The organism is Oscillibacter sp. UBA6647, assembly GCA_002455655.1.
GTDB lineage: Bacteria > Bacillota > Clostridia > Oscillospirales > Oscillospiraceae > Oscillibacter.
This window is the reverse complement of the sequence record DKLF01000039.1, coordinates 1-10,723: the sequence shown is the minus strand read 5'-3', so window position 1 is coordinate 10,723 and position 10,723 is coordinate 1. Positions and strand designations below refer to the sequence as shown.

Genomic DNA, 10,723 nt, shown 5'->3' with positions numbered 1-10,723 from the left:
AGATTTCTGCCCCATATACAAAAATTCTGGCCTCGTTTTATCCAGCCTGCAAAGCGTTGCAATTTTATTGGGATAGGGGTATACTATTTTCCAGTAAACGCGCCAAAAACTGATAAAAAAACGGAGGATTTGTCCATGCCAGAAAAGCTGATTGATCGAACCTGCCGGGAGTTTACCTCCCTCCTCGCGGCCAAAGTCCCTGTTCCCGGCGGCGGCGGCGCCTCTGCTCTGGTGGGCGCGCTGGGCTCCGCTTTGGGCTCCATGGCGGGAAATATGACTCTGGGGCGGAAAAAATACGCCGCTGTGGAGGAGGACCTCCGCGTCCTGCTGGAAAAGGGAGCAGAAATTCAAACGCGCCTTCTGGAACTGGTGGACGCAGATGCGGCGGCCTTTGAGCCTCTGTCCCGCGCTTATTCCATTCCCAAGGACGACCCCACCCGGGACGCGGTTCTGGAAGAGGCCACCAAGCGGGCCTGCGCCGCGCCCATGGAAACGCTGGAGCAGTGCGCCAAGGCCGTCGAGCTGCTGGAGGGTCTGCTGGAAAAGAGCAGCGTGATGCTGATTTCCGACGTGGGCTGCGGGGCAACCTGCTGTCGGGCGGCCATGGAATGCGCCGCGCTGAATGTGTTTATCAACACGAAGACCATGAAAAACCGCGTGACGGCGGCGGCACTGGAGCACCGGACCGACGCACTGCTGCAAGAATACGTCGCGCGGGCCACCGCCGTGGCGGACGCGGTGCGGGTCCAGCTTCGGGGAAAGTGAGAGGAGAGCGCGTATGGCAAGGATTTTAAGCGGAAAAGAAGTAGCGGAGGCATTGAGCCTTCGCCTTGCGGAGCGGGTGCAGACGCTGGAAGGAAAGGGCGTGAAGCCCACGCTGGCCATTTTGCGGGTTGGCGAGCGGCCCGACGATCTGGCCTATGAGCGGGGCGCGGTGAAGCGGTGCGAAAAGCTTGGCGTGGCGGTCAAAAAGCTGACCCTTTCCGCCGACTGCACTCAGGACGAGCTGATGGAGGCCATCCAAAGTGTCAACACCGCTGCGGACATCCACGGCCTTTTGATGTTGCGCCCTCTGCCCAAAACCCTGAACGAGCAGGCAGCCTGTGAAGCCCTGCTTCCCGAAAAGGACGTGGACTGCATCACCGGCGGGTCCCTTGCCCGGGTATTCACCGGAAAGGGCGCGGGCTATCCCCCCTGCACCGCCCAGGCCTGTATGGAGCTTTTGGATCACTACGGCTGCGATTTGGACGGGAAGCGCGTGACGGTGGTTGGTCGCAGCCTTGTCATCGGTAAGCCCGTGGCCATGCTGCTGCTGGCCCGAAACGCCACCGTCACCACCTGCCATACCCACACGAAAGACTTGGCGGAGGAGTGCCGCCGGGCGGAGATCTTGATTGTGGCCGCCGGAAAAGCCGGGGCGGTGGACGGCGGGTGCGTGGCTCCGGGCCAGACGGTGATCGACGTGGGAATCCATGTGGACGCCGACGGCTCCATGCACGGCGACGCGGACTTTGCCAGCGTGGAGCCGGTGGTCGCCGCCATCACGCCGGTTCCCGGCGGGGTGGGCACGGTGACCTCCACCGTGCTGGCCGGGCACGTCATCGACGCGGCGGCCAAAGCCGCCGGCGTGAAGTGGGACGACTGACACACCTTTTTCCAAACTACCGCTGTTATAATAGAACTATAAAAATCGGGTTGAAGCTTTATATACTCTTGCTAAAAAGGCTTATATTCATTGATGCAACGGGAATGCAACCTAAAGTTGCGCGAAAGTTGGTAGTGTCATGCAACCGCTTTTGTTAAAATGGAGCCAACTTAAGAGGAGGAATACACAATGAATATTAGCTTTTCGTTTTTACTTGGAGGTTTCGTACTCTATCTCGCTATTGCGGCAGTTGTCATTGTCCTTGTTATACTGATAATTAAGGCGCTTCTGAAGTATATCCGTTCCGACAGCGTGCGGAAAGAAAAAGAACGGGTAACAAGGTCGCTTGGTGAAGCACTGAAGGCAAACCGCACCCGCTGCAAAATGACGCAGGAATTTGTGGCGGAAAGTATCGGCGTCAGTCGGCAAGCCGTATCAAAATGGGAAAGCGGCACTTCTGATCCAAGCACTTCCAATCTTCTGGCTCTTGCAAATCTGTACGGTATCTCAGCAGAAGATTTGCTAAAGGAAGTTGAATAACTTGGCGTTTATATAATGATTATAACACAAAATGAGGGCATCACCGTGGATAAGACGGTGATGCCCTAAAGCATCCTTATCAAAGTGATACGATGGCCCGACCTTTCATTTACACCCGGTTTTTCATCCGTTCCTTGACCTCCCGGCCAAAGGGGGAATCCGCAAGGCCGCCCAGCGCCGTCTCACGAAACTCCTCGGACATTTTGCGGCCCACCTCGCCCATGCAGTCGATCACCTGATCCACAGGAACCCGGCTCTCCACCCCCGCAAGGGCCATGTCCGCGCAGCTCACGGCATTGACCGCGCCCACCACGTTCCGCTTTACGCAGGGAACCTCCACAAGGCCCGCCACGGGGTCGCACACAAGGCCCAAAAGGTTTTTCAGCGCCATGGCTACCGCATGGCCGATCTGCTGGCAGGAGCCGCCCCGCAAAGCCGTCAGCGTACCCGCAGCCATAGCGGAGGCCGTTCCGATTTCTGCCTGACAGCCACCAGAGGCCCCGGAAATACAGGCCCGGCTGCCCACCACCGCGCCGATGCCTGCCGCCACATACAACCCGCGGACGGCAGCGTCCTCGTCGATGTCGCCCCGGTGGTAGAGGGGAATCAGCACCGCAGGCAGCACGCCGCTGGCGCCCGCTGTGGGCGCCGCCACGATCCGGCGCATGCAGGCGTTGGACTCGCCCGTACAAAGCGCGGAGGCAATCACCGCCGAGAGATAAGGTCCCGAAAGGGTGTTCATCTCCGCCGCGTAGTTGCGCATCTTCTTTCCGTCGCCGCCCACCAGTCCGCTGGCCGAGAGGCGGTCGCCCCGGTAGGTGTCCACCGCTTCCAGCATGGCCCGCCATGCAATCCGCATTTTTTCCATGGACGCCTCTACTGTCACGCTCCGCTCCTCCATGTCGGTGTCCAGCACCACTTCCCAAAACTCCCTGCCGCCCGCTTCGGCGGCATCAAAAATCTCCTGCATGGAATCCAGTGCCATTACGCGTCCTCCCTCTCATAATACGTCACGCCGGTCACATCCTCCAGCTCCCCAATCAGTGTCCGCACCTTGGGGGACACCTTCTCGTCCGTCTCAATCACCATCAGCACGCTTCCGCCCCGCTTTGCCCGCCAAAGGTTCATGTTGGCGATGTTCACGTTTCCATGCTCCAGAATCCATGTCACCTCCGCCAGCTTTCCCGGCACGTCGATGGATCGGATAACCAGCGTGTTGAAAATGCCGGTGAAATTCACATGAATGCCGTCCAGCGCATCCACCCGGATGCGGCCGCCGCCGGTGGAGGCCGCCTGAAGCTCCAGCGTCCGCCCGTTTCCGTCGGAGACGCGGAGCACCGCCGTGTTGGGATGGGCTTCCTTAAGCTCCACTTTATGAAAGGATACCTGAAGCCCCTCTTTTTCCGCCAACTCAAAGCTGCGGGGAATCCGCAGATCATCCGGCCGCATCCCCAGAAGCCCTGCCACCAGCGCCCGGTCCGTGCCGTGTCCCGGCCCCGTCTCCGCAAAAGAACCGTGCAGTCCGATATTTGCCGTTTTCGGCTCGCCGCCCAGCAGCGACCGGGCCATGTTGCCAATCCGCACCGCCCCCGCCGTGTGAGAGCTGGACGGCCCCACCATAATGGGACCCAGGATATCAAAAATATCCAGCATAAGGCCCCTCCCTTCCCTGTTTCAAAACTTTCTTTTAGCTTACTACAAATTTTATTAGGTTTCAAGTTGATTTTTTTGATACTTCTGTTAGAATAGTCGTAAAAAACGATGCAACCTGTTTTAATGTTGAAAGGAGCTGCGCCATGTCCTCTCTGCTGATTAAAAATCTGTCCGCCGTGGTGACTTGCGATGACGATGACCGGATTTTGAAAAACATCGATCTCTATTGTGAAAACGGCGTTTTGCGCGCCATGGGAACAGCGCTGCCCGAGTCTGCCGATGAGGTTTTGGACGGCTCTCATTTCTGGTGCTACCCGGGGCTTGTGAACACCCACCACCACCTGTACCAGACCTTTTCGAGAAACCTGCCCCAGGTACAAAATCTGGAGCTGTTTGACTGGCTCACCGCCCTGTACGAAATCTGGAAAGGGCTGGACGGCAAAGCGATCCGCCTCAGCACCCTGACGGGCTGCGGCGAACTTTTAAAGCACGGCTGCACCACCGTGTTTGACCATCACTACGTCTTCCCCGCCGGGGCGGGCGATCTGATGGGCGTGCAGTTTGCGGCGGCGGCGGAGCTGGGCGTCCGGTTCCACGCCTCCCGGGGCAGCATGGACCTGTCCAAAAAGGACGGGGGCCTTCCGCCGGACAGCGTGGTGCAGACGGTGGACGAAATCATGCGCGATTCCGCCCGGTGCATCGAGGCATATCACGACGGGTCGTTTGGCTCCATGCGTCAGGTGGCGCTGGCCCCCTGCTCGCCCTTCTCCGTCACGCCGGAACTGCTGCGCCAAAGCGCCGTACTGGCCCGGCAGTATGGCGTGCGGCTGCACACACATCTGGCGGAAACAAAGGACGAGGAGCGCTATACCTTAGAGCGTTTCCAAATGCGCCCCCTTGAATACATGGCCTCCCTCGGCTGGACCGGACCGGACGTGTGGTATGCCCACGGCATCCATTTTAACACCGACGAACTGCAAGAACTTGCCCGCACCGGCACGGGCGTGGCCCACTGCCCCATTTCCAACATGAAGCTCAGCTCCGGCGTGGCCCGGATTCCCGAGATGATGAAGCTGGGTGTTCCGGTGGGTCTTGCGGTGGACGGCTCCGCCAGCAACGACGGCTCGTCTTTGATGGAGGAGCTGCGAGTGGCATTTTTGCTCCACCGGCTCAACTCCAGCGCCGCCGCCCCCTCAGGGTATGAGATTTTGAAGCTGGCCACCCGGGGCAGCGCCCGCCTGCTGGGAAGAGAGGATATCGGCTCTTTGGCGGTTGGCAACTGCGCGGACTTCTTTTTGGTGGACTCCCGCCGTCTGGAACTGGTGGGCGGCGAATACGACCCCGCCGCGGTCCTCGCCACCATGGGCCTGCGGGGTCCTGTGGACATGACGGTGGTGGGCGGAAAGATTGTGGTCCGGGATGGTCGGCTGGTCACTGTGGACGAGGACGCGGTGGCGGCCGAGGCCCGGCGGGTCTGTGGGGAATATCTGGCTCGGGCGTAATGCGATAAAAAAGGCGCTCCCCCCGCGTTTGGAGGAGCGCCTGCCTTTAAAGTGTGTCCCGGTACCTGTCCATAATTTTGGCAAACAGCTCACCTGTGCTGGGGGGCGTGTAGGTAATGGCGTTGGCCCCGGCCCGGATGGTCTTGAGGACCGTTTCGTCCGTAGGTCCGCCGGTTGCGATGATGGGCACCTCGGGAAACTGATTTCGGATGTGGGCCACGATTTCCGGGGTTCTGGCCGCGCCGGACACATTGAGGAAATCGGCTCCGGCATCCATGCGGGCACGGATATCCGTCCTCTCGGACACCACGGTGATCATCACCGGAATGTCCACCTCTTCCTTGATCTGGCGAATGATTGCGTTGTCGGTGGGCGCGTTCAGCACCACACCGTAGGCCCCCTGATGCTCCGCCTGAATTGCCAGACGGACGGCCCGGGCGCCTGTTGTGATGCCGCCGCCCACTCCCACGAATACCGGCACATCCGACACGCTGATAATGGCCTGAGAAATCACCGGCTGGGGCGTAAAGGGATAGACGGCGATGATGGCGTCGGCGTTGATATTTTTGACAATGGCCACATCTGTTGAAAAGGCCAGGGACTTGATGCGTCGGCCAAAAATGCGGATACCGCCGCACTCGCTGACGCACTGAGGAAGCGCCAGCGTGTGACTGCGCAGCGTCCCGGTATAGGTTGGCATGTGTTTGGGCATGGATGACCTCCTTTTGCGATACGATTAAAAAACTAATATTATGGTATGTATTTTATCACTTTACCGCCGTAAACGCAAGTAAAAGCGCTGTAAAGGGCTCGTCCTCATAGCGGGACGCCAGGCACGGAGCAAGCGCCGCAGCCCGGGGCCGCCAGATACGGCACACACCGCCCACCGGAACCGGCAACCCCAGCGGGACAACTGCCGCCGGGTATACGGCCTGCAGTTTAACTGGAAAAGATATGCAGAAAATTGCAAAAGGAGGCACCTTTATGGACCGTTTTTCCATTTTTGTGGGAGATATTACCCAATCAAATGCCGAAGCCATTGTCAACGCCGCCAATGAGTCGCTTCTTGGCGGCTGCGGCGTGGATGGGGCGATTCACGCCGCTGCCGGCCCGGAGCTTTTGGAGGAGTGCCGCACACTTGGCGGCTGCCCCACGGGGCAGGCGAAATTGACAAAGGGCTATCGTCTGAAGGCCCGGTATGTGCTTCACACGCCCGGCCCCGTGTGGCAGGGCGGGCAATCCGGTGAGGCGGAGCAGCTTGCCTCCTGCTACCGTTCCTGTCTGCATCTTGCCAAGGAGCATCGCATTCAATCTGTGGATTTTCCCTGTATTTCCACCGGGGTTTTCGGCTATCCGGCGGCACAGGCCGCTGCGGTGGCTCTGCGAACAATTATGAACTTTCTTTACGAACATGAAACGCCCCGCAGCGTACGGATTATCTGCCACACAGAGGAAGCCGCGAAAATTTGGCGGCAGACCTATAATTTCTGGTACGCCGGAACCAAGGCGGACCGGCTGTGAATCCCCCTGAGCCGCGCCGCATCTGTTTCGGAATCTGACAAGCGCCCTCTTCCTATGGGAAGAGGGCGCTTTTTATCGCTGAACGGTCGATTTCAGGAATGCGTGCCTCCGCATGAAACCGGCTCTGCTACGGTTGGTTTCCCCCGTGGCTTATGCGTCGAACACGCCCAGAATCACGATGCCCACAATGACTGTGGCAATCGCCGCGTAGTGCCGCACGGAGAGCTTTTCCTTCAGGAAAATGCGGCTCCACACCACGGAGGCCACGCAGTAAGCCGAGATGATGGGCGCAGCCATCATCACATGCTCCTCATCTCCGATGGCGTAGATATAGGCAAACTGGCCAGCCGTCTCGCACAGGGCGCCCACGTATTTGGGCGCTTCCTGCTTGGGAACCAGCGGCTGCTTTTTCACCAGCACCACGTAGATAAAGCACGCCACCGCGCAGACGAAAAACGTCAGCTCATAGGCGACGTTGGCAGAGTCTTCGTTCAGCGTACGCAGCACCAGAGAATCCGCAAAGGTCCCCAGCGCGTCCAGCAGACAGTAGAGAATCGGCAGCACCAAGGCCAGCGCGGACTTTGCGTATTTGTAATTGGACGCCTCCTGCCGCAGAGCGCGCAGGTCCGCATCCTCGTGGGCCTCCACAATGCCAAGGCCCACCACGCCCGCGCACACTAGCGCCACGGCGGCAAGCTGCCAGCCGCTCACGTCGCCCGCGCCGCCGGTGACCAGAAGCAACACCGCCACAAGCGCACCGGAGGAATTGCAAATGGGCGAGGAAATCGATAGTTCAATGTACCGCAGGCCCACATAGCCAATGGTCATAGACAGGATATACAGCGCGGAAACAGGCAAGTACGTCAGCAGGATAGAAACGGAAATCTCCGCCCCACCGATAAAAACCTCATAGGCGGCGTGAATGCCCATCACAAGGCCCACGGCCATCACCATTTTCAGGTGCGCATATTTGTCCTGATCGCGGCAGCCGATTTTGGAAAAAAGGTCCGACCCGCTCCAGCAGAGCAGGGTAATCATAGAAAGCCAAAACCACATGTAGATAAATCTCCTGTATTAAAATTTGTTGAGGTTTATCGGTTTTGGACCGGAGGCGGCCTCCTCCTGAAAAAGTGATTGGGCGTAGACATTTACAGCCTCACAATACCGGCCTCGACCAGCTTTTGCAGGCTCATGAGGATGCCAAGCTTCGCGTGATACCACGTCAGTCCGCCCTGAAAATACACGGCGTAGGGCTCCCGGATGGGCCCGTCGGCAGACAACTCGATGGAGCTTCCCTGCACAAAGGCACCCGCCGCCATAATCACATCGGAGTCATAGCCCGGCATGGCCCACGGCTCCGGAGTGACGTAGCTGTCCACCGGGGCGGCGGACTGGATGCCCTTGCAGAAGGCCACCATGGCCTCGCGGCTTCCCAATGTGACCGCTTGGATGATATCGTGCCGATCCTCCGCCCCGCCGGGGACACAGGCAAAGCCCAGCTTTTCATAGATGTTGGCAGCAAAAATCGCGCCCTTCAGCGCACCGGACACCACCGTGGGCGACAAGAACAGGCCCTGATACAGCGCGGGCATCAGGCCCAGGTTTGCGCCCACCTCCTGCCCCAGTCCCGGGGCGGAGAGCCGGTAGGCGCACCGCTCCACGCATTCCTTCGTACCGCAGATATACCCGCCCACGGGCGCAAGACCGCCGCCGGGGTTTTTGATGAGACTGCCCACCACCATGTCCGCCCCTACGTCGGAAGGCTCCTCCAACTCCACAAACTCGCCATAGCAGTTGTCCACCATGCATTTCACGTCCGGTTTCACGGACTTGCAAAAGGCAATCAGCTCTCCGATCTGGGGGACGGAAAAGCTGGGACGGGTGGCATAGCCCTTGGAACGCTGAATGGTAATCAGCTTTGTCCTGTCATTGATTGCGGCCCGGATGGCATCGTAATCAAAGCTTCCATCCTCTTTTAAATCAGCCTGCGCATAGGTCACGCCGTATTCCTTTAATGAGCACCTGCTCTCCCGGATCCCGATGACCTCCTCCAGCGTGTCGTAGGGTGCGCCCACGGGGGAAAGCAGCTCGTCCCCCGGCAAGAGGTTGGCGGACAATGCCACCGCCAGCGCGTGGGTTCCGCAGGTAATCTGCGGGCGCACCAGCGCCACCTCGGTGTGAAACACGTCGGCATATATCCGCTCCAGATTGTCCCGGCCCTCGTCGTTGTAGCCGTAGCCCGTGGTAGCGGCGAAATGGGCGGCGCTAACCCTGTTTTTCTGCATGGCCAGCAGCACCTTGCCCTGATTATACTCTGCCACCGCGTCTATCTCCGCAAACCGCTCCCGCAGGGCGGCCAGCACGGTCTCTCCGATTTCATAAACGGCCCGGCTCACGCCCAGGGCCTCATACATATTCTGATTGTTCAAACTCTTCAATTCCTTTGCCGCTTTTGAATTCGCCGGGGATAACCGGCGGAGGTCGGCGGCTTCCTTACTTTAGCACATCCGCCAAAAAAACGCAAGAAAAAGCAAGCTTCTTCTTCCCCGACGCTTCGTCGGAGACTGTCTGTGCAATTATGGGATATTTTTTGTGCAAATTGGAAAATTAGGGAAATTTTTTTAAAAAGCTGATGACAAACAAAAGCCCGCCTGTTATAATAAAAAATACTATTTAACTGATTAATCAGGCATCTGTAAAGCAAGTCAGGCAAGCATTCTAGAAACGGGGGCGCAGGATATTGGGACAACCTTCGACTGAGTATCAGAGCGCAGGACAAACGCCCGGAGACATTTGTGGCATCTGGATGAAGCTTCACCTGCTGATTATGTCCGCCGCTGTTTTTATTACCGTGGTGCTGGAGTGTCTGGTCCTTTTTGCGGCCGACTTTTTTCGGCTTCCCATTGCATCTGCCGAGCGGTATCTGATCCGGTTTATCATACTGCCTTTGCTTGTAAACCTTGTGCTGCTGGGCGCCGCTCTGCTGGTCCGGCGCAGCAAAAGGCTACGCGAGGATACGCGCATTGTGATTATTTCTCTCTGCGGAGCGGGCATCGGGCTTGTGCTTTACACAGTGCACTGTTTCTTCCCCGCAATGGATATGGCTCTGATGCTGCCGGTGATCCTGACCATTCTGTACGGGCGGATTCGTCTAACCGCACTGGTGGGCGTGCTTTGCATTGCGGGAAAGGTCGTCTCCGACCTTTTCCTGAGTTGGTTTGCCGACGTTCCCCCCTTCCGCCTCAGCGGACCGGAGGTTTTGAATCAGTTGATTTCCCTCTCCGTACTGGCCACCTGCTGCCTGATTTCCAGTCTTTTGGTTCGGCTCTGCCGGCGGCAGATTGACTTCAGCGTCAACGCAGTTTTGGAACAGCATCGGCTGCGGGAAAAAACGAGAACCGACAGCCTTACCGGCGTTGGAAACCGGAGGGCCCTGCAAATCGCGCTCTCCGAAATCACACGTCAGAGCCGCTCTCAATGGTTTTTTGCCATGATGGACGTGGACCAGTTTAAAAATGTGAACGACAAACTGGGGCATATACGAGGCGATTCCTATTTGCAGTCTTTAGGGCGGATTCTTCAGCGCTATGAAGACGATGCGTTCCGCTCCTTCCGCTTTGGCGGCGATGAGTTTTGCGCCATCCTTCAGACCCGGAACTTAGAAGAAGCGGCTTCTCTGTGCCACCAAATCCAGTCCGACTTTATTCAGGTTGTGGAGGCGGACGCGGGGCCCATCCCTTCGGGCATCAGCATCGGACTGACGGCCTGTGACCCCGGCGAAGACCCTCAGGTCCTTATGAACCGGGCCGACGCGGCACTTTACCGCGCCAAGCGCGTGCAGCGGGGCGGCGTTTCTCTCTGG

Annotated in this window: 11 protein-coding genes; 6 read left to right on the top strand and 5 right to left on the bottom strand. The window is 58.4% G+C overall.

The features are described from left to right. Window positions 1–135 precede the first annotated feature (135 nt). From B2W96_RS03340 to B2W96_RS03330, 3 genes are all read left to right on the top strand, one after another. A complete protein-coding gene (locus B2W96_RS03340; protein ID WP_293008541.1) occupies window positions 136–765 on the top strand; it encodes a cyclodeaminase/cyclohydrolase family protein in 630 nt (209 codons plus the stop codon). A gap of 13 nt (window positions 766–778) precedes the next feature. Further along, window positions 779–1,645, top strand: coding sequence for a bifunctional 5,10-methylenetetrahydrofolate dehydrogenase/5,10-methenyltetrahydrofolate cyclohydrolase (locus B2W96_RS03335; protein WP_293008539.1), 867 nt, complete (start codon window positions 779–781; stop codon window positions 1,643–1,645). 189 nt (window positions 1,646–1,834) lie between these two features. After that, window positions 1,835–2,185: a helix-turn-helix domain-containing protein gene (locus B2W96_RS03330; RefSeq protein ID WP_293008537.1), complete on the top strand. Its 351-nt coding sequence runs from the start codon at window positions 1,835–1,837 to the stop codon at window positions 2,183–2,185. Window positions 2,186–2,294: 109 nt separating this feature from the next. On the opposite strand, the gene sdaAA is transcribed toward B2W96_RS03330, so the two are convergent. Next, window positions 2,295–3,170, bottom strand: a complete 876-nt coding sequence (gene sdaAA, locus B2W96_RS03325) for an L-serine ammonia-lyase, iron-sulfur-dependent, subunit alpha (RefSeq protein ID WP_293008535.1) — start codon at window positions 3,168–3,170, stop codon at window positions 2,295–2,297. Continuing rightward, on the bottom strand, window positions 3,170–3,838 hold the full coding sequence (gene sdaAB / locus B2W96_RS03320) for an L-serine ammonia-lyase, iron-sulfur-dependent subunit beta (protein ID WP_293008533.1): 669 nt from the start codon (window positions 3,836–3,838) through the stop codon (window positions 3,170–3,172). Before sdaAB ends, sdaAA begins: the two co-directional genes overlap by 1 nt. Window positions 3,839–3,981: 143 nt before the next feature. Here sdaAB and B2W96_RS03315 point away from each other — a divergent pair, with 143 nt between their 5' ends. Further along, complete coding sequence (locus B2W96_RS03315) at window positions 3,982–5,340, top strand: 8-oxoguanine deaminase (RefSeq protein WP_293008531.1); 1,359 nt, start codon at window positions 3,982–3,984, stop codon at window positions 5,338–5,340. Window positions 5,341–5,386: 46 nt separating this feature from the next. Here the strand turns inward: B2W96_RS03315 and B2W96_RS03310 are convergent, their stop codons facing one another. Beyond that, the gene (locus B2W96_RS03310) at window positions 5,387–6,052 is read right to left on the bottom strand and encodes a hydrolase (RefSeq protein ID WP_293008529.1); all 666 of its coding nucleotides are present in this window, start codon (window positions 6,050–6,052) and stop codon (window positions 5,387–5,389) included. Window positions 6,053–6,324: 272 nt separating this feature from the next. Here B2W96_RS03310 and B2W96_RS03305 point away from each other — a divergent pair, with 272 nt between their 5' ends. Then, on the top strand, window positions 6,325–6,861 hold the full coding sequence (locus tag B2W96_RS03305; RefSeq protein WP_293008527.1) for an O-acetyl-ADP-ribose deacetylase: 537 nt from the start codon (window positions 6,325–6,327) through the stop codon (window positions 6,859–6,861). A gap of 150 nt (window positions 6,862–7,011) precedes the next feature. On the opposite strand, the gene B2W96_RS03300 is transcribed toward B2W96_RS03305, so the two are convergent. Both B2W96_RS03300 and B2W96_RS03295 read right to left on the bottom strand, forming a co-directional pair. Further along, window positions 7,012–7,917 carry an EamA family transporter gene (locus B2W96_RS03300; protein WP_293008525.1) on the bottom strand — a complete coding sequence of 302 codons (906 nt, stop codon included), beginning with the start codon at window positions 7,915–7,917 and terminating at the stop codon, window positions 7,012–7,014. A 92-nt stretch (window positions 7,918–8,009) separates the two neighbouring features. Further along, window positions 8,010–9,275 (bottom strand): aminotransferase class I/II-fold pyridoxal phosphate-dependent enzyme, encoded by a 1,266-nt coding sequence (locus B2W96_RS03295; protein ID WP_293008543.1) that lies wholly within the window; start codon window positions 9,273–9,275, stop codon window positions 8,010–8,012. 392 nt (window positions 9,276–9,667) lie between these two features. Here B2W96_RS03295 and B2W96_RS03290 point away from each other — a divergent pair. Beyond that, a partial coding sequence (locus tag B2W96_RS03290; RefSeq protein ID WP_293008523.1) for a GGDEF domain-containing protein occupies window positions 9,668–10,723 on the top strand: 1,056 nt, incomplete at its 3' end.

Bases quoted from the DNA above. Each gene is read 5' to 3' on its own strand.
- B2W96_RS03310 (WP_293008529.1), bottom strand. From the start codon at position 6,052: ATGCCCAAACACATGCCAACCTATACCGGGACGCTGCGCAGTCACACG.
- B2W96_RS03330 (WP_293008537.1), top strand. From the start codon at position 1,835: ATGAATATTAGCTTTTCGTTTTTACTTGGAGGTTTCGTACTCTATCTC.
- B2W96_RS03340 (WP_293008541.1), top strand. From the start codon at position 136: ATGCCAGAAAAGCTGATTGATCGAACCTGCCGGGAGTTTACCTCCCTC.
- B2W96_RS03305 (WP_293008527.1), top strand. From the start codon at position 6,325: ATGGACCGTTTTTCCATTTTTGTGGGAGATATTACCCAATCAAATGCC.
- B2W96_RS03335 (WP_293008539.1), top strand. From the start codon at position 779: ATGGCAAGGATTTTAAGCGGAAAAGAAGTAGCGGAGGCATTGAGCCTT.
- sdaAA (WP_293008535.1), bottom strand. From the start codon at position 3,170: ATGGCACTGGATTCCATGCAGGAGATTTTTGATGCCGCCGAAGCGGGC.
- B2W96_RS03300 (WP_293008525.1), bottom strand. From the start codon at position 7,917: ATGTGGTTTTGGCTTTCTATGATTACCCTGCTCTGCTGGAGCGGGTCG.
- B2W96_RS03315 (WP_293008531.1), top strand. From the start codon at position 3,982: ATGTCCTCTCTGCTGATTAAAAATCTGTCCGCCGTGGTGACTTGCGAT.
- B2W96_RS03295 (WP_293008543.1), bottom strand. From the start codon at position 9,275: ATGTATGAGGCCCTGGGCGTGAGCCGGGCCGTTTATGAAATCGGAGAG.
- sdaAB (WP_293008533.1), bottom strand. From the start codon at position 3,838: ATGCTGGATATTTTTGATATCCTGGGTCCCATTATGGTGGGGCCGTCC.